The organism is Pseudoalteromonas sp. S1650, assembly GCF_005887195.1.
In the GTDB taxonomy this organism is placed as follows: domain Bacteria; phylum Pseudomonadota; class Gammaproteobacteria; order Enterobacterales; family Alteromonadaceae; genus Pseudoalteromonas; species Pseudoalteromonas simplex.
Map to the genome: position 1 here is coordinate 1 of NZ_PNDF01000041.1, position 17,821 is coordinate 17,821.

At 40.6% G+C, this 17,821-nt stretch carries 16 protein-coding genes; 10 read left to right on the forward strand and 6 right to left on the reverse strand.

Going from position 1 to position 17,821, the window contains the following annotated elements:
- Positions 1-66: 66 nt before the first annotated feature.
- Positions 67-501: an ATP-binding protein gene (locus tag CWB80_RS13255; RefSeq protein WP_054553905.1), complete on the reverse strand. Its 435-nt coding sequence runs from the start codon at positions 499-501 to the stop codon at positions 67-69.
- Between the two features lie 271 nt (positions 502-772).
- On the opposite strand from CWB80_RS13255, the gene asnS reads away from it, so the two are divergent.
- Positions 773-2,170 (forward strand): asparagine--tRNA ligase, encoded by a 1,398-nt coding sequence (gene asnS / locus CWB80_RS13260; protein ID WP_138599563.1) that lies wholly within the window; start codon positions 773-775, stop codon positions 2,168-2,170.
- Between the two features lie 150 nt (positions 2,171-2,320).
- The gene (locus tag CWB80_RS13265; RefSeq protein ID WP_138599562.1) at positions 2,321-3,250 is read left to right on the forward strand and encodes a PstS family phosphate ABC transporter substrate-binding protein; all 930 of its coding nucleotides are present in this window, start codon (positions 2,321-2,323) and stop codon (positions 3,248-3,250) included.
- Between the two features lie 70 nt (positions 3,251-3,320).
- Here CWB80_RS13265 and CWB80_RS13270 read toward each other — a convergent pair whose 3' ends face one another.
- A complete protein-coding gene (locus tag CWB80_RS13270; protein ID WP_138599561.1) occupies positions 3,321-4,247 on the reverse strand; it encodes an electron transfer flavoprotein subunit alpha/FixB family protein in 927 nt (308 codons plus the stop codon).
- Positions 4,248-4,997 carry an electron transfer flavoprotein subunit beta/FixA family protein gene (locus CWB80_RS13275; RefSeq protein WP_054553909.1) on the reverse strand — a complete coding sequence of 250 codons (750 nt, stop codon included), beginning with the start codon at positions 4,995-4,997 and terminating at the stop codon, positions 4,248-4,250.
- Between the two features lie 193 nt (positions 4,998-5,190).
- Between CWB80_RS13275 and CWB80_RS13280 the strand changes: the two genes are divergently transcribed.
- The 6 genes from CWB80_RS13280 to CWB80_RS13305 all read left to right on the forward strand — a co-directional run bounded on the left by CWB80_RS13280 (position 5,191) and on the right by CWB80_RS13305 (position 11,833).
- Positions 5,191-6,837 (forward strand): electron transfer flavoprotein-ubiquinone oxidoreductase, encoded by a 1,647-nt coding sequence (locus tag CWB80_RS13280; protein WP_138599560.1) that lies wholly within the window; start codon positions 5,191-5,193, stop codon positions 6,835-6,837.
- Positions 6,838-6,940: 103 nt separating this feature from the next.
- On the forward strand, positions 6,941-7,405 hold the full coding sequence (locus CWB80_RS13285; protein WP_138599559.1) for an acyl-CoA thioesterase: 465 nt from the start codon (positions 6,941-6,943) through the stop codon (positions 7,403-7,405).
- Positions 7,406-7,636: 231 nt separating this feature from the next.
- Positions 7,637-8,209, forward strand: a complete 573-nt coding sequence (locus tag CWB80_RS13290) for an outer membrane beta-barrel protein (protein WP_138599558.1) — start codon at positions 7,637-7,639, stop codon at positions 8,207-8,209.
- A 106-nt stretch (positions 8,210-8,315) separates the two neighbouring features.
- Positions 8,316-9,020: a tRNA (N6-threonylcarbamoyladenosine(37)-N6)-methyltransferase TrmO gene (tsaA, locus tag CWB80_RS13295; RefSeq protein WP_138599557.1), complete on the forward strand. Its 705-nt coding sequence runs from the start codon at positions 8,316-8,318 to the stop codon at positions 9,018-9,020.
- 113 nt (positions 9,021-9,133) lie between these two features.
- Positions 9,134-10,858, forward strand: coding sequence for a proline--tRNA ligase (locus tag CWB80_RS13300; protein WP_138599556.1), 1,725 nt, complete (start codon positions 9,134-9,136; stop codon positions 10,856-10,858).
- A 141-nt stretch (positions 10,859-10,999) separates the two neighbouring features.
- Positions 11,000-11,833 (forward strand): UDP-2,3-diacylglucosamine diphosphatase, encoded by an 834-nt coding sequence (locus tag CWB80_RS13305; RefSeq protein WP_138599555.1) that lies wholly within the window; start codon positions 11,000-11,002, stop codon positions 11,831-11,833.
- A 49-nt stretch (positions 11,834-11,882) separates the two neighbouring features.
- Here CWB80_RS13305 and CWB80_RS13310 read toward each other — a convergent pair whose 3' ends face one another.
- The 3 genes from CWB80_RS13310 to CWB80_RS13320 are packed head-to-tail and all read right to left on the reverse strand — an operon-like array spanning position 11,883 to position 14,681.
- Positions 11,883-13,091 (reverse strand): ABC transporter permease subunit, encoded by a 1,209-nt coding sequence (locus CWB80_RS13310; protein ID WP_138599554.1) that lies wholly within the window; start codon positions 13,089-13,091, stop codon positions 11,883-11,885.
- The gene (locus CWB80_RS13315) at positions 13,084-13,872 is read right to left on the reverse strand and encodes an ABC transporter ATP-binding protein (protein WP_138599553.1); all 789 of its coding nucleotides are present in this window, start codon (positions 13,870-13,872) and stop codon (positions 13,084-13,086) included. Before CWB80_RS13315 ends, CWB80_RS13310 begins: the two co-directional genes overlap by 8 nt.
- Positions 13,869-14,681 (reverse strand): DUF3025 domain-containing protein, encoded by an 813-nt coding sequence (locus CWB80_RS13320; protein ID WP_138599552.1) that lies wholly within the window; start codon positions 14,679-14,681, stop codon positions 13,869-13,871. Before CWB80_RS13320 ends, CWB80_RS13315 begins: the two co-directional genes overlap by 4 nt.
- A gap of 110 nt (positions 14,682-14,791) precedes the next feature.
- Here CWB80_RS13320 and CWB80_RS13325 point away from each other — a divergent pair, with 110 nt between their 5' ends.
- Positions 14,792-16,417, forward strand: coding sequence for a M28 family metallopeptidase (locus CWB80_RS13325; RefSeq protein WP_138599551.1), 1,626 nt, complete (start codon positions 14,792-14,794; stop codon positions 16,415-16,417).
- A gap of 71 nt (positions 16,418-16,488) precedes the next feature.
- Positions 16,489-17,661, forward strand: a complete 1,173-nt coding sequence (locus CWB80_RS13330; RefSeq protein WP_138599550.1) for a putative manganese transporter — start codon at positions 16,489-16,491, stop codon at positions 17,659-17,661.
- Positions 17,662-17,821: the final 160 nt, after the last annotated feature.

Genomic DNA, 17,821 nt, shown 5'->3' on the forward strand with positions numbered 1-17,821 from the left:
CCACAAAGGTCAACACGCCCTCTAGACATTAAAAAAGGAAGCGAATGCTTCCTTTTCCTTTAAACTTTACCATTCAAACATATAAGCCATTTTGCTTATCATGCGAAGTGGCACTTTATGTTCACAGCGCTTGGCATAAAGGTGCTGTAATGATTTATCTTTAATTTCACCTACGATCACTTCTTTTACTTGATAACCCAGTGCAGTGGCGGCTTGTGCATAGGCAATGAATTCCCATTTTTTGATATTGGTGTTATCAACAATCACTAACGGGATTTCTTCAGCTAGCGCATTAATAAAACGCGCTAAGTTTAAGTTGTGATATTCAGGCAGCTTGTACTTATCAAATTGATACTCACCTTCGCTATTGTAAAAATAATCATCTGTTGCGCACACTACATAATCACTTTCATTACCAGCCACCAGCTCATCAGCTAGGCTTTGCGCATAATATGATTTACCCGAGCCGGGTAAGCCGCGAAGAATAAAAACTTGTTTCATAGCACCTGATTTACAAATTAATTAAAGATTAAAGGACCATTATCCTATTGAGAATTGTTAATAATGCCACAAAATAACCGATTAGCGCAGCGAGAATTTAAATAAACGCAAATTTTACGCAAAATATTGCTGCTATTTTACTCAATTGAAGAAAAACTACTAAAGAGTATGCCTGAATAGTTTTTTTATTTGATTTACGAGGGTAAGATAGTCGATTCAAGTGCAATGCACAGCATTATCATATTAGGCAACTTATATCATTGGAGTGAAGATGAGCCATTTAGCGATTTCAGAGCTATTAGAAGGCAAGGTTGCGGTAGACAGCCAAGTAACAGTAAAAGGCTGGATCCGTACACGCCGCGATTCAAAAGCAGGAATTTCATTTTTAGCCGTTCATGACGGTTCGTGTTTTGATCCTATTCAAGCGGTAGTACCTAATTCACTCAATAATTATGATGAAGTAACACGTTTAACAGCAGGTTGTTCTGTATCTGTAACGGGTGTTCTAGTGCCATCTGCAGGTCAAGGTCAGTCTTTCGAAATTCAAGCTAACTCTGTAGAAGTATTAGGTTGGGTTGAGAACCCAGACACCTACCCTATGTCTGCTAAACGTCACAGCATTGAATATTTACGTGAGCACGCACACCTTCGCCCTCGTACTAACATCATGGGTGCGGTAACCCGTGTACGTAACTGTTTAGCACAAGCGATTCACCGTTTTTATCACGAGCAAGGCTACTACTGGATCAGTACACCTATCATCACTGCTAGTGACTGTGAAGGCGCCGGTGAAATGTTCCGTGTATCTACTTTAGATATGCAAAACTTGCCACGCACAGATAAAGGCGACATCGATTACAGTGAAGATTTCTTTGGTAAAGAAGCATTCTTAACAGTATCTGGTCAGTTAAATGGTGAGACATACGCATCTGCAATGTCAAAAATCTATACTTTTGGCCCGACTTTCCGTGCTGAAAACTCAAACACATCTCGTCACTTAGCAGAGTTTTGGATGGTTGAACCTGAAGTTGCATTCGCAGATTTAGAAGATATCGCTAAACTTGCTGAAGACATGCTGAAATATGTTTTCAATGCAGTATTAACTGAGCGTCGTGACGATATGGAATTCTTTGCACAACGTGTTGAGAAAACAGCTATCTCACGCTTAGAAGAGTTCGTAACTAAAGATTTCGCACAAGTTGATTACACAGATGCTATCGAAATCTTAAAAGCGTGTGGCAAGAAATTCGAATACCCTGTTGAATGGGGTGTAGATTTACAATCTGAGCACGAACGTTACCTTGCTGAAGAGCACTTTAATGCGCCAGTAGTTATTAAAAACTACCCGCGTGATATTAAAGCCTTCTACATGCGTCAAAACGAAGACGGTAAAACAGTCGCTGCAATGGACGTAGTTGCACCAGGTATTGGTGAAATCATCGGTGGTTCTCAACGTGAAGAGCGTCTAGATGTATTAGATAAGCGTCTAGAAGAAATGGGCTTAAACAAAGAAGATTACAGCTGGTACCGCGACCTACGTAAATACGGCACTGTACCGCACTCAGGTTTTGGTCTAGGTTTTGAGCGTCTAGTTGCATATGTAACCGGTATGGGTAACGTACGTGACGTTATCGCTTTCCCACGTACAAAAGGTAGCGCGACTTACTAATAAGCAACGCTATACAATTTAAAAGCCGCTTTCGAGCGGCTTTTTTAATGCTAACACACTATAATATATAAAAAATCTGGTAGAGATTTAGCAAACATATATAAATAGCCTATATTGAAAGTAGTCTAATAATTAAGAGCTCATTTTATTATGCACTTTCGCGCTATTCAGACCATTTTACTAGTAACCTCATCATTAATCGCATGCAAAGTCACGGCACTAGAAGAAGACTTAAACGCAAAGCCTATTTTTATTGCTGGTTCAACTTCTGTTTCTGCATTATTAATAGATCTTAAGAGCGAATTAAGTCAAGAATTTGGTAATAGCATACAAATAAGACCTATGGGTAGCGATAAAGGAATTATCGCAATTACAGATAATGTCATCGATATTGGCACAAGCTCCCGATACCTCACCAAAGATGAACAACAAAGATGGCCATTTTTACGGCAAATTGTTTTAGCACAAGATGCGATCACTTTTTTTGTAAATAAAAACCTCAATATCGATGAGTTATCAACTAGTACACTCAGTGCTATATATCAGGGTAAGCTCACTAAGTGGTCAGATGTTTCTCCGCATACTCCGAAACTTAGTAGTAAAAATGATGAGATTTTGCTTTTCAGCAAAGGCACAACGCACGGCAGTTTTGATGTGTTTTTAGAGTATTTACAGCTTGATTACATCAAAGAACCAGACAGTAATTTTATTCGCCTAAAAAATGCTGGAAATAGAGGCCTATTTTCTGAACAAAAAGTTGAATTATACGATCAATTTAATCAAGCGCTGGGAATTGTGCAACGAATACAAAATGCTATTGCTTATGATTCATATGGAGCAATAACCAAGCTTGAAAACGATAGAAGAATAAACAAAGTGAGTTTATTAGCAATTGATGGCGTTAGCCCATCTATCGAAACAATTCAAAGTGGAGAATACGCTTTTGTTCGCCCATTGGTATTGATAGTTAATACACAATCACCGCGTTCAAAGAAAATAGGTGACAAATTAGCTGTATTTATAAAGTCAAAAAAGATACATCAAAAAATGCTCGATATTGGCTACCTTCCAGTAAAATAGCTTCGTAAATATAAAAAAAGCTGCGCACCTAAAAAGGTGAACAGCTTTTAACAACCAGAATCGTTATGAATTACAGAGCGCTTTCAAGCTCTGGTAACACATCAAATAAATCAGCAACTAAGCCATAGTCAGCAACTTGGAAAATTGGCGCATCAGGGTCTTTGTTGATGGCAACAATCACTTTTGAGTCTTTCATACCCGCTAAGTGTTGAATCGCACCACTAATACCCACAGCAATATATAAATCTGGGGCAACAATTTTACCTGTTTGACCGACTTGCATATCGTTTGGTACAAAGCCCGCATCAACAGCAGCACGTGAAGCACCAATCGCTGCACCTAGTTTATCGGCAATACCATTTAATAACGCAAAGTTTTCACCATTTTGCATACCACGACCACCTGAAATAACCACAGGTGCTGCAGTAAGCTCAGGACGTTCTGATTCAGTTTGTTGTTCTGATACAAACTCACTCAGACCAACAGAACCTTTACCAGTAACACTCGTTACAGCTACTGGCGCTTGCTCTTGTGCAATATCAAAGCTACTTGCACGAACAGTAATCACTTTTTTGCTATCTAGTGATTTAACTGTCGCAATTGCATTACCTGCATAAATAGGACGCTTAAAAGTATCTGCATCAATAACGTCGATGATTTCAGAGATTTGCGCAACATCTAAAAGTGCAGCAACACGTGGCATAAAGTTTTTACCCGTTGTTGTTGCGCTTGCGACAATGTGTGAATAGTTATTAGCTAAAGATAAAACTAGATCAGCTAGGTTTTCTGCAAGTTGATTAGCATAAGCTGCATCATCGGCAATAAGTACGTTACTAACACCTGCAATTGATGCTGCTTGTTCACTCATTGCTGATAAGTTTTCGCCTGCAAGTAGTAAATCTACATCAAAGCCTAGTTTAACAGCAGCAGTAATCGTTTTATTGGTTTCAGGCTTTAGAACACCTTTATCGTGTTCGGCTATCACTAATGTTTTCATTTAGATCACCTTCGCTTCTGTTTTTAACTTTTCTACCAATGTTGCTACATCTTCTACGATGATGCCGCCACTGCGTTTTTCTGGCTCATTTACTTCTACCAGCTGTACGCGAGGCGCAAGGTCTACACCTAGGCTGTCAGCAGCAATTACATCAAGAGGCTTGCGTTTTGCCTTCATAATGTTTGGCAATGAAGCATAGCGTGGTTCATTTAAACGTAAGTCTGTGGTTACGATAGCAGGAAGTTTAAGAGCAACTGTTTGCAAGCCACCGTCTACTTCACGTGTTACATTAACGGTACCCGCTTGAATATCGACTTTAGATGCAAAGGTGCCTTGGCCACGACCCGTTAAAGCAGCAAGCATTTGACCGGTTTGATTGTTGTCAGAGTCAATCGATTGCTTACCTAAAATAACCAGCTCAGGTGATTCTTGCTCTACAATCTTGCTCAGTAATTTAGCAACATGTAAAGACTCAAGCTTTTCTTCTGTTTCAATATGAATGGCTTTATCAGCACCGAGTGCTAATGCCGTACGTAATTGCTCTTGAGATGATTTATTACCAATAGTCACAGCAACAACCTCAGTGGCAGTCCCTGCTTCTTTTAAACGAATAGCTTCTTCAATTGCAATTTCACAAAACGGGTTCATCGCCATTTTTACATTAGCTAGATCAACATCCGTTTTATCGGCTTTAACGCGTGCTTTGACGTTGTAGTCAATTACTCTTTTAATTGGAACGAGGACTTTCATCGTGACTCCATCAATTGTGTGTTCTCAAAGTTGACCTTGGCGTCAACTTATTTATTTTATGAATTCAGACTACTTCCTGTTGACGTAAACGTCAACCTAAAATAACCTTAAAGTATTCACAGCCTGTAACGTTTCATTTGCAAGTATGAAATAAGGTTCTTTACAGCAGGTCCGTCACCGAGAAGAGGTTTATATGGTCGAACGCGAAACCATGGAATTTGATGTAGTCATCGTAGGCGCAGGCCCAGCAGGTTTATCAACTGCGATTAGATTGGCTCAACAAGCACAAGAAAAACAACAAGAATTAATGATCTGTGTGGTAGAAAAAGGCTCTGAGGTGGGCGCACACATTTTATCGGGTGCGGTTTTCGAAACTAAAGCGCTGGATGAATTATTACCTGATTGGCAGTCATTAGGCGCACCAGTTACCACTAAAGTAACGCAAGATGATATTTACTGGTTCAATAACAGTGAAAAAGCCACCAGCATCCCCCACTTTGCTAGCCCTAAAACATTCCATAACGAAGGCAATTACATTGTCTCTATGGGTAATGTATGTCGCTTTTTAGCAGAGCAAGCGGAAAACCTAGGGGTAGAAATATTCCCTGGCTTTAGTGCGCATTCTTTGATTATTGAAGACGAAACAGTGAAAGGCATTATCACTGGCGATATGGGCCTTGATAAAGACGGCAACGAAAAAGATGGCTACATGCCTGGTATGGAGCTTAGAGCTAAATACACAGTATTTGCTGAAGGCTGCCGCGGTCATTTAGGTAAAGAGCTAATCAAACACTTTGCTCTTGATAAAGATGCATCACCACAGCATTACGGTTTAGGTTTCAAAGAAATTTGGCAAATCGACCCGAGTAAACACAAAGAAGGCACTGTAGTACATGGCACAGGCTGGCCGTTAACCGGTGATACCAGTGGTGGTGCATTTATGTATCACAGCGACAACAATCAGGTTGTGGTTGGCTTAATTGTTGACCTTAACTATTCAAACCCACATTTAAGCCCGTTTGATGAATTCCAACGCATGAAGCATCACCCTGTTTTTAAAGATGTTTTAGAAGGCGGTGAACGCATAGCCTATGGCGCAAGAGCTATTGCCAAAGGTGGCCTGCGTTCGTTACCGAAAATGCACTTCCCGGGTGGTTTACTTGTAGGTTGTGATGCGGGCACATTGAACTTTGCCAAGATCAAAGGTAATCATACAGCGATGAAATCAGGCATGGTTGCCGCTGATGTGATAGTAGCAGCTCTTAGCGACGGTAAAGAAAATGCCGATTTAGTAGAATACAAATCAGCTTTTGAACAAAGCTGGGCGTACAAAGAGCTTTATCAATCACGTAACTTTGGCCCTGTTATGCACAAACTCGGTAAGTTCTTAGGTGGTGCTTATAACACCCTAGATCAAAACTTATTTGGTGGTAGCTTACCGTTTAACTTTGAAGATAACATGCCAGATCATGCAACGTTGGTTGCAGCTGATCAGGCTGAAAAAATTGACTACCCAAAAGCAGATGGCAAACTTAGCTTCGATAAACTTTCATCGGTATTTTTATCAAATACCAATCATGAAGAATCGCAGCCATGCCATTTAAAGCTTAAAGATAACTCGATTCCAATTAAGGTCAATTTACCGCAATTCGATGAGCCAGCACAACGATATTGCCCTGCGGGGGTTTACGAAGTACAAGAAGTTGAAGGTGAGAAAGAGTTTGTGATCAACTCACAAAACTGTGTGCACTGTAAAACCTGCGACATTAAAGACCCAAGTCAAAACATTACTTGGGTAACACCTGAAGGAGCAGGCGGGCCAAACTACCCTAATATGTAACGCACGTTACTCATTTAATTAAAATTTATCCTAAATTGCAGGGGCTTCGGCCCCTTTTTTAGGCTATGCTGAAAGTGTCGTGTTTTATAAAAGTGAGTAAAGTATGCCGTCTTCAAGTGTAACCTTTCGTTTTTTAGCTGAGCCTACCGATGTCAATTTTGGCGGTAAAGTTCATGGTGGTGTGGTAATGAAGTGGATTGACCAAGCTGGTTACGCCTGTGCTGCAGGTTGGAGCGGTCATTACTGCGTAACTGTCTCAGTCGCGGGTGTAAAGTTTCAGCGCCCTATTTTGGTTGGCCAAATAGTCGAAGTGAAAGCCAGTATTGCCCACACAGGTAAAACCAGCATGCAAATCTTTATTCAAGTACGCTGCGGCGACCCTAAAACACAAAATCTAGTTGAAACCAATCATTGTGTTATAAGTTTTATTGCAATGGATGAAGCAGGCTACCCAATTGAAGTACCTTCATATACAGCCGTAATAGACGAAGAAAAGAAAATCGAAAACTATGCGATAAAAATGAAAGAGATCGCGATAGAAACTGAAACCCTATTACAAAAAGCATAAAACTAAACCGATTTAAAAACTGCACCTAGTAACTTCTACAGAGCACCCTGAAATTGTTACGACTGCCAAACTGAATGCCTGATTACAGTTTCAACAAACTGTTTAAAAAACCACTTAATGAAGCCTAAAAACAATACTTTAGGCTTTATTTTCAGCTTGGCATTGCCATTGCAATACTCCTTGTGAATGACGCGAAACATTCGTTTATTTATTTTATAAAGGAGCTATTAAATGATTAAAGCAATTTCACTTTCTGCACTTTCTTTAGCACTACTAGGTTTTAATAATACTGCACATGCAGATATTACCGAAATGGATTCTCCGCGTATTTATACCGGTATCGGCTACGGCCAATATTCTTTTGAGTTTGAAGACAGTGAAAATGACACTGACTTCGATGACGATTCACAAATGTTGAAAGGCTATATTGGTACTCAGTTTAACAAGTACTTAAGCCTTGAACTTGCCTATCAAAATTTTGATGAAGTAAGCGATATCGATTCTAAAGCAGAAATTGACGGTGTTTCACTAGCAGCACGCTTAGCAGCCCCAATTACAGATAGCTTTTCTGTTTATGCCAAAGGTGGTTGGCTAGAGTGGGATGCTGAAATTGAGCAAGATCTAGGCGAGCTTGGCAGCATCAGTGCTGACTCTGATGGCGGTGATGTATTTTATGGTGCAGGTGTAGAATATGCTTTCACAACAAACATGCAAGTACGTTTAGAGTATGAGCGCTATAAATTAGAAGATGATATTGACCCAGATATGGACGTTGCGTCTGTATCATTCCAATACATGTTTTAATTTAGACTGCGTAGTCTAAATATTAAAAGGCAGTCTCGACTGCCTTTTTTGTGTTTGCATGTAATGCATGTAAAATGTCGGCAGATTTTCTTAACGACAATGCACAATGAGCGAATACCAATTAACTGCCGTCGGCCATATTCAATCTCCTTATAAACAAAAGTTTGCCATACCTCGCCAACCTCGTTTAGTTCCTGAAGCTAAAGCAAAGCTGGTATTTAGCAGCGATTTTAATCGTGAAGAGTTTGTACGCGGCCTCGATGAATTTAGCCATATTTGGTTACTATTCAGATTTCATGAAACCGCAGATAAAGGCTATTCAGCAATGGTGAGACCCCCTCGCCTAGGCGGTAATGAACGTAAAGGTGTATTTGCAACACGTGCAACCTTTCGCCCAAATGCAATTGGCATGAGTGCCGTAAAATTAGAGGGTATCGAGTATAAAAATGGTCAGTTAAGCTTATTGCTTTCAGGAATCGATTTACTCGATGGCACACCTATTTTAGACATTAAGCCATATTTGCCCTACTCAGACGCAATGACCGATGCCACCGCAGGCTTTGCCGATACCCGACCAGAAACCGATATGAGCGTTGAGTTTAGCGAAGAAGCCCTTGCGTTTATCGAAAAACAGACCGAACAACCTGAATTAAAAGCGTTTATAAGCAATGTATTAAAGCAAGATCCTCGCCCAGCTTATAAAAAGCAACGTGACTCAGAACAAAGCTACGGCATGACCTTATATGATTTTAATATTAGGTGGCATGTTCAGGACAATCATAATACAGTGACCTGCATTGAAAAATGCTAGTTTTTAACATATAGCGCTTTAGTGTCAGTGCTTCCACTGGTAAACTTAGCGCCTTGTTATTACTCAAACGTCTTGAGTAAACGATAATAATTTTAACACTACTTGGAATAGAGATGCGTACCAGTCAATATATACTCGCAACACTTAAAGAAACTCCGTCTGATGCAGAAATTGTTTCTCATCAATTAATGCTACGAGCAGGCATGATCCGCCGCGTTGCGTCGGGTTTGTATACATGGTTGCCCTCTGGTCTACGCGTACTTAAAAAAGTAGAAAACATCGTACGTGAAGAAATGGATAAAGCAGGCGCTATCGAAATGTTAATGCCTATTATCCAACCAGCTGATCTTTGGGAAGAGTCTGGTCGTTGGGAGCAATTCGGCCCTGAATTACTTCGTATTAATGACCGTCACAACCGCCCATTTGCACTTGGCCCAACACACGAAGAAGTGATCACAGATTTTGTCCGTAAAGAAGTGAGCTCTTATAAGCAATTACCGCTTACTCTTTACCAAGTACAAACAAAAGTTCGTGACGAAGTTCGCCCTCGTTTTGGTGTAATGCGTGCCCGTGAATTTACCATGAAAGATGCGTACTCTTTTCACTTAAGTGATGAGTGTTTAGAGAAAACATACCAAGTAATGCACAAAGCATACTGCAACATCTTCGAGCGCCTTGGTCTTGATTACCGCCCTGTTATCGCTGATACAGGTTCAATTGGTGGTAGCGTTTCACACGAGTTTCATGTACTTGCCGAATCAGGCGAAGATGCAATCGCATTTAGTGATGCAAGTGATTACGCTGCAAATATCGAAAAAGCAGAAGCACTGGCACCGACTGAAGAGCGCCCAGCAGCAAGTAAAGAGTTAAAAGCGTTCCCAACGCCTGATGCAAAATCAATTGCTGAGCTTAAAGAGCACTATGGTGTTAAACCTCATCGCGGCGTGAAAACATTAATCGTGTATGGCGCACCAGATGAAAACGAACAACGTGGTTTAGTTGCTCTTGTATTACGTGGCGACCATGAATTAAACGAGTTAAAAGCTGAGAAGCATCCACTTGTAGACTCACCGCTAGAAATGGCGAAAGAAGAAGACATCGTTGCTGCTATTGGCGCAAAACCAGGTTCATTAGGCCCTGTTGGTCTATCAATGCCAATTATTGTTGATCGCACAGCTAACGTTTTGGCTGACTTTGTAGCAGGTGCTAATAAAGATGGTGAACATTTCAGCGGTATCAACTGGGATCGCGATGTAGAAAACTACGAAGTGGCTGATATCCGTAATATCGTTGAAGGCGACCCAAGCCCATGTGGTCAAGGTTCACTGCAAATCAAACGTGGCATTGAAGTAGGTCATATTTTCCAACTTGGTACTAAATACTCAGAAGCAATGAAAGCTGGCGTATTAAGTGAAACAGGTAAAAACCAAGTAATGACAATGGGTTGTTACGGTATTGGTGTATCACGTATCGTAGCTGCCGCTATTGAGCAAAACAATGACCAATACGGTATTAAATGGCCGCAACCTATCGCACCATTTGATTTAGCGATTGTGCCAATGAACATGCACAAGTCTCATCGTATTCCTGATATTGCTGATAACCTTTACAAAGGCTTGAAAGATGCCGGTTTAGATGTGTTGTTTGATGACCGTAAAGAGCGCCCAGGTGTTATGTTTAACGATATGGAATTACTAGGTGTGCCTTTCACATTAGTAATTGGTGAGCGTAACCTTGATGAAAACAAGGTTGAGCTTAAAAACCGTCGTACTGGCGAAAAGCTAATGCTTGATTTAGATAGTGCCGCTTCTGAAATTGCCGCACTTGTTAAAGGCTAATTAACTCAGCTCTACAAAATTTAAAAAACCGCTTCGGCGGTTTTTTTGTTTTATTAATTGTCATAGATGTTTCGCTAAAGCGTCTTCTAACTGTCATTGATTCTGCCTAGCATTTACTTTATTACACCATGAGTAAATGCCATGAATAACACCACTTGCAGTAGTAAAACCCACTATCCTGCCGTTTGGATTTCCGACGTTCACTTAGGTTATAAAGACTGCCAAGCGCAGTACTTACTAGACTTTTTAAATGCCATTGAATGCGATGTTCTGTATTTGGTCGGTGATATTGTCGATTTATGGTCAATGAAACGACAGTTTTTTTGGCATCCTAGTCATTATGATGTACTTGCGCTTATTCAACAAAAAGCGAAAGATGGCACACGAGTGATCTATATACCAGGAAACCATGACGAAACCTTTCGCCATTATGCTAATGATTCATTATTCGGTATCGAAGTACACAAGCAATATATTCATACCACTAAAGCCAACAAACGTTTTTTACTGTTACATGGCGACGATTTTGACTCAGCAACGCGCTACAACAAATTAATCAGTATTGCAGGCGATGCAGGATATGATTTTTTATTATTTTTAAATCGCTGGACTAATCGTATTCGCCGTTTATTTGGCGGTAATTATTGGTCATTGGCCTCTTGGATCAAAGCACGCGTGCATAAAGCACGTGAAGCTATTGATGCATTTGAAAAAGCGGCCATCCACGAAGCAAAAAAACAAGCCGTCGATGGCATCATTTGTGGGCACATTCATCACCCAGCCGTTAAAGTGGTTGATGGAATTTTATATTGCAATGATGGCGACTGGATTGAAAACTGCACTGCATTAGTAGAGAACAGCTCTGGGCGTATAGAGTTATTGCACTGGAGTGAAACTAAAAAAGTGATTAACTCAGCAGACATTAGCAAACTTACACCAAAGACTGCTTATGATAAAAACCAAGATGCAGCCTAGACCTAAACGTAAAAAGCCCCTACTCGGGGCTTAAATTTATTGTAATTTACTATCTAAATAGTACATCTTCTTTATTGAACCATTTAACACAAAACGCAAGTAATGCACCTGCCACAATGACTGTCGCTAAGAAAATTAAACCCACGAGTGTGTAATCAACTGTGCCTTTAATGATTTCTTTAATTGCCAAAGCTACATTTGTCACAGGAATAAATGCTGTTTTGCTCGTCAGTTCAACATTCGGCATTAAGGCAACCATAATTGGAAAAATTACACCCATGCTAAGTGGTGCCATGTAGTTTTGTGCTTCTTTAAAGGTTCGCGCATAGATAGAAATGGCTAACGCTAATGATGAGAATATTGCAGCTATAGGTAATAACAGCACAAAAATCAGCCCTAAATCTAATACAGTTAAAGAGCTAAATGCGTTTTTAACAACGGCTAAATCTACAAATGCAATGGCCACTGATATCCACACCCCCATACTGAGTACGGTAATGGTGGTTGTTGCAATAGAAGAAGCAAGTAAGGTTACAAACTTACCTAACACCAGCTGTGTACGGGTGATTGGTGTAAGTAGAAGGGTTTCGAGCGTACCGCGCTCTTTTTCACCAGCACCTAAATCAATCGCCGGATACGTTGCGCCCATCAATACCAGAGGAATAAGTAGATAAGGAATAAACCCACCAATTTTCTCACCCAGATTTTCACGTTTATCTGCAGTGTCGACCTTCACCACTTTAATAGGCTCGATAATAGCGGCTTGCTGCTGCTCTGAAACACCAAAACTTAATAGCTTTGTCGTGCGCAGTTTATCGCCATATTCTTTTGCTAGTTCTTTTACACGGTCAAATAGGAAGTTGATTGCTTTTGCATCGTTATACACAACTTGCCATTCACTTTGCTTTGCATCATCTAACGTTTGCTTAGCGTCTGACGGTAAATAGATACCCATGTCAATGGTGCCCGCTTTAACCGCTTTAGTGAGATCTTCTACTGTATTAAAGGTTTCATCACCTTTATATAAAGCAAAGCTTTTATGGTAAAACACCTTATCTGTAAACTCTTGCGCATAGTTACCATTGATAATGGCGTAAGTATGCACCTCTTGTTCTGCCTCTAACGCCGCTTGTGAACTAATAAATGCCATAACAGCAAATAATAATGGAAAGATAGCAACCGGTAATGCAACAACAAATATCAATGTTTTACGGTCACGTAACAGCTCTTTTAACTCCTTTTTAAATACTTCAAACATTACGGCTCTCCGTTAAAATATTCATAAACGCTTGGTTTAATTCTTCACTTTGACCTGCTTGTTTAAACCCATCTAAGGTGCCATCAAAGCAACTAATTCCTTGGTTTATCACCGCAACACGGTCACAAAGTAAGGCAACTTCATCTAAATGGTGCGTTGAGAAAATAACTGGCGTGCCCTGCTCTTTAAGGCCGCGAATAAAGTTAATGACGGTTTGCGTAGTCATAATATCTAAACCAGTTGTCGGCTCATCAAGAATAACCACATCAGGATGATGAACAACAGCACGGGCAATATTGGCTTTTTGCTTCATACCTGTTGAAAGGTTTTCGGCGCGTTTATCAGTAAAGCTGTGCATATCAAGTAAGGTGAATAGCTCATCACAACGAGCGGCGACCGCTTTTTTACTCATGCCATGTAAACGGGCAAAGTATTCAACGTTTTCTTTAACTGTTAAACGCCCATATAAGCCAGTACTACCTGACAGAAATCCAATTGATTTGCGGCCAACTAATGGCTTTTTAACGATATCGTGACCAGAGATGGTAATGCTGCCTTCATCTGGTTTTAAGGCTGTTGAAATCATTCTAAGGGTGGTTGTTTTACCGGCACCATTTGGGCCGAGTAAACCGAGTACTTCACCTTTGTTACATTGAAAGCTGACGTCTCTTACAGAATGAAAAAACTCTTTATCTTCACGGGGGTCTACGTTATCCGTTTTATTTTTTTTATGATCTTTTGTTAGCTTAAACTTCTTTTTAAGCCCTGCCACTTCAATCATGTGCGTTTCCTTCGTTTCGGTCTAAAGTAATCAGTGTTACTGTAAAATTCTGGATTTTCATTGTCAGTCCACCATCCCGGTACGCCTAACAAGGGTAAGGGTGATAAATTTTTGTTATCACGCAAACAATCATCATGCTTAATCATCTCATAAAGACGTTGATCTAGATACGCATATTGCTCGGTTAAATCTTTACAAAATATGTCATCAGGAACAATTACAAATAATGCTTTCCCCGTTAAACCAATATAAGGCTGTGTGAGCATTTCGTAGTTAGCATGGCCAAACATAAATGGTCTAATGCTTTTACCCCACTGTTCACGCTGCTCTACAAAGGCTTGCTGCCATTGGTGGTCGCGTAATTGCTGCTGCCAGCATTGTTCAGTAATTGCCAGCACCACGCCGCATTCATCAAATAAGGTAAGTGCGTTTCGGTGTTTACTACGCTCTTTTAGACCATGCAGTTTAATTTCTTCAATGTGCTGATGATTAATCAGCGCTTTGGTTTTTGGGAATAAACACCAAATAAAGCCACCAAAAAGGTCATGCCAATTTTGTTGTCTTGTTGGTACTTGCCCTGTTTCAAATATGATTTGCTCATAATAACGGGTTTCATCGGCAAACTTTTCATCTTCAACAAAGGTTATGGCTTTGCCCTGTGTAGTTTTCGCATTTAGATATTGATTAAACCACTGGCAAGATGGCCAATCTGAGAGTTTATCAATATTAAATAGCGTGGCTAGGTCACTAAAGGCACCCGTTGTAAGGTATTTCGTTGACCATTGCTCGGGAGCAGTAAATCGTTTCATTGCTTATTTTTTAACTTATTGATGTATTGTGGGTAGTTTACCGTAAAAACTGGTTCTCATTAATAGAACCTCATATACTAACGCCACCATAAAACAAAAAAAGAGCTATTATGAAACGCTATTTTCCAATGACAGTCCTTGCAAGTGCTATTCTTGCGGGCTGTGCTTCAACAAGTATCACATCAAGTGATGTCGAAAAAGCCTATCAAAGCATTAACTCAGAGCAACTAGCAGAGCACATTAAAGTGCTTGCCTCTGATGAGTTCGGTGGCCGTGCCCCCTCATCGAAAGGTGAAGAGCTAACGCTTGCCTATTTAACCGACCAATTTAAAGCATTGGGTTTTGAGCCGGGTAACGGTGATAGCTTCTTACAAGAAGTACCGCTTGTTTCATTAGAAGCTGATTCAGACATGGTACTTACTATTGGCGGCAAAGATTACCAATACAAAAAAGATATGGTAATGGGTAGTAGCCGTATTAGTGCTAAGCAAAGCATTAAAGATTCTGAATTAGTATTCGTTGGTTACGGTGTTAATGCACCAGAGTACAACTGGAACGACTACGAAGGCCTAGATGTTAAAGGCAAAACCGTTGTTATGCTGGTAAACGATCCTGGTTTTGCGACGAAAAACCCTGATTTATTCACGGGCGATGCCATGACCTATTACGGTCGTTGGACATACAAATATGAAGAAGCAAGCCGTCAAGGTGCAGCAGGTGCGATTATCATCCACGAAACAGCACCGGCTTCTTACCCATGGTCAGTTGTTGAAAACTCTTGGAGCGGTGAGCAATTTGGTTTCCAAAAAGAAAATAACAACATGGATCGCGTTGCTGTTGAAGGCTGGGTAACAACAGATGTTGCTAAAGAGCTTTTCACAAAAGCAGGCTTAGATTTCGATACCATGAAAGCGAATGCGGCAAAAGGCGCTTACCATGTTGATATGGGCGACCTAACTGCAAGTGTTGAAGTAAATAACACAATTAAAAAATCAATTTCGTATAACTTTATCGCGACCTTACCGGGTAGCGAAAAGCCTGATGAGCACATCATTTATTCAGCTCACTGGGATCACCTTGGTACTGATAAAACCCGCAAAGGCGACCAAATCTATAATGGCGCCCACGATAATGCAACGGGTACTGCTGGCTTAATCGAAGTTGCTGAAGCATTCGCGACCCTACCTGAGCACCCTAGCCGTTCAATGACTTTCTTAGCCGTTACTGCTGAAGAACAAGGTTTACTTGGCTCGAAATATTATGCTGCAAATCCAGTGATCCCAGCATCACAAACGGTTGCAAACATCAATATGGATAGCTTAAACCTATTAGGTAAAGTAAAAGACATCAGTGTTGTTGGTATTGGCAAATCTGAAATGGATAGCCTACTAGAAACAGCTGCAAAAGCGCAAGGCCGTACAGTATCTGGCGACCCTAAACCGTCTTCAGGTGGTTACTACCGCTCTGATCACTTTGCATTTGCAAACATGGGTGTACCAGCAATGTATGCCGGTGGTGGTAGTGAAGCCCTTGATGAAGAAACGGCAAATTACCGTAAGCGTATGAGCCTAGTGCTTCGTGGTTGTTATCATCAGCCTTGCGACCGTTACCGAGATGAATGGGATTTATCAGGTGCCGTTCAGGACCTTCAGTTATTCTATCAAGTAGGTTTTGATATCTCAGAACGAAAAGAATGGCCGACCTGGAATGCCGCTTCTGAGTTCCAACGCAAATAGATACAAATGAGATTGATTTTCATTTAAAATCGTACTACAGTGTGACCTGATTAATTTTAAGGTTGCACTGTATGCTCTCACTAACACAAACGAGGTTTATTCCTAACAAAGCGAGGTGTTACATTACGGACAATAAACGCTTATTTTTACCCCTTTTATTACTAATTTCTTTGGCGGTACCTGCAAGCCGAGAATTCACCCTACAAGCGCTAAGTGATGCTTTTTTTCAAGTATCTGTATTTGTTGCAGCCACCTTATTAATCTATTACTACCTTATTGATAAACTTCCTCAGTTACAGCTGAGCTATCTACGCGCTAAATCAGGCATTCTAGAGGTGAGTTTTGCCTCAATTTTAGGTGCTTTACCTGGCTGTGGGGGTGCCATTATTGTGGTAACCCAATTTACTAAAAAGCAGGCTAGCTTTGGCTCTGTTGTTGCTGTCTTAACCGCAACCATGGGTGATGCCGCCTTTTTACTGTTAGCAACCCGTCCGCTTGATGGCTTATTAATGATGTTAATAGGTGTTGCTGTAGGCGTTATTAGTGGTCAATTAGTTAATACATTTCATAGCCCAGATAAATTTCAGCCTGGTGAGGCTAGCGAATACAACGAGCAGCCACAATGCCAACCAAAAGCGTTAAAGTTTAGCCGACCAGTATGGAAATTAGCTTTAGTACCGAGCTTGATTGTTGCTTTTGTTATCGCCACCAATACCGACTTAAGTGTATTTGGCAGTGGTATTAATGAGGGCATTACTGTATTTGGCTCAATCATGGCACTATTCACCGTGGTTGTGTGGGCACTGTCTTCTAAAGGCAGCAGTTATAAGCAAGTAACCAGTGAAGAAGCACCTTGCACACCTCCTTCAAAACTCACGAAAGTGTTAATGGACACGCACTTTGTTACGGCCTGGGTTGTTGCCAGTTTTATGCTGTTTGAAATTCTCGTTAACCTAGTTGGTGTTGATTTAACAGCGTGGTTCTCTGAGTATGCTTATCTTGCACCGCTGGTGGCTGTGGCTATTGGCTTATTACCCGGCTGCGGGCCACAAATCGTCGTGATGACACTCTATATTCAAGGTATTATTCCATTTAGTGCGATGGCAGCCAATGCAATTTCAAATGACGGCGATGCCCTATTCCCAGCTATCGCATTAGCGCCAAAAGCGGCCTTAATCGCGACGGTGTATTCAACAATTCCAGCGCTGATACTCGGTTATGGGTTGTATTTTTACGGTAAATAGCAAATACAAAATTTACAATTAAAAAAACCAGCAGAGGCTTAATGCTGATCAGTTAAGAATATTTTTATGATCACTTGACTGATCTTTTCATAGCTTCAAAATCCGATATTAGAAATAATATCGGATTTTTTATGTCTCTAATTCAGCACTTCGATGATAT

Bases quoted from the DNA above. Each gene is read 5' to 3' on its own strand.
- CWB80_RS13305 (WP_138599555.1), top strand. From the start codon at position 11,000: ATGAATAACACCACTTGCAGTAGTAAAACCCACTATCCTGCCGTTTGG.
- CWB80_RS13320 (WP_138599552.1), bottom strand. From the start codon at position 14,681: ATGAAACGATTTACTGCTCCCGAGCAATGGTCAACGAAATACCTTACA.
- CWB80_RS13325 (WP_138599551.1), top strand. From the start codon at position 14,792: ATGAAACGCTATTTTCCAATGACAGTCCTTGCAAGTGCTATTCTTGCG.
- CWB80_RS13300 (WP_138599556.1), top strand. From the start codon at position 9,134: ATGCGTACCAGTCAATATATACTCGCAACACTTAAAGAAACTCCGTCT.
- CWB80_RS13280 (WP_138599560.1), top strand. From the start codon at position 5,191: ATGGTCGAACGCGAAACCATGGAATTTGATGTAGTCATCGTAGGCGCA.
- CWB80_RS13275 (WP_054553909.1), bottom strand. From the start codon at position 4,997: ATGAAAGTCCTCGTTCCAATTAAAAGAGTAATTGACTACAACGTCAAA.
- CWB80_RS13310 (WP_138599554.1), bottom strand. From the start codon at position 13,091: ATGTTTGAAGTATTTAAAAAGGAGTTAAAAGAGCTGTTACGTGACCGT.
- asnS (WP_138599563.1), top strand. From the start codon at position 773: ATGAGCCATTTAGCGATTTCAGAGCTATTAGAAGGCAAGGTTGCGGTA.
- CWB80_RS13265 (WP_138599562.1), top strand. From the start codon at position 2,321: ATGCACTTTCGCGCTATTCAGACCATTTTACTAGTAACCTCATCATTA.
- CWB80_RS13330 (WP_138599550.1), top strand. From the start codon at position 16,489: ATGCTCTCACTAACACAAACGAGGTTTATTCCTAACAAAGCGAGGTGT.
- CWB80_RS13285 (WP_138599559.1), top strand. From the start codon at position 6,941: ATGCCGTCTTCAAGTGTAACCTTTCGTTTTTTAGCTGAGCCTACCGAT.
- CWB80_RS13255 (WP_054553905.1), bottom strand. From the start codon at position 501: ATGAAACAAGTTTTTATTCTTCGCGGCTTACCCGGCTCGGGTAAATCA.
- CWB80_RS13270 (WP_138599561.1), bottom strand. From the start codon at position 4,247: ATGAAAACATTAGTGATAGCCGAACACGATAAAGGTGTTCTAAAGCCT.
- tsaA (WP_138599557.1), top strand. From the start codon at position 8,316: ATGAGCGAATACCAATTAACTGCCGTCGGCCATATTCAATCTCCTTAT.
- CWB80_RS13315 (WP_138599553.1), bottom strand. From the start codon at position 13,872: ATGATTGAAGTGGCAGGGCTTAAAAAGAAGTTTAAGCTAACAAAAGAT.
- CWB80_RS13290 (WP_138599558.1), top strand. From the start codon at position 7,637: ATGATTAAAGCAATTTCACTTTCTGCACTTTCTTTAGCACTACTAGGT.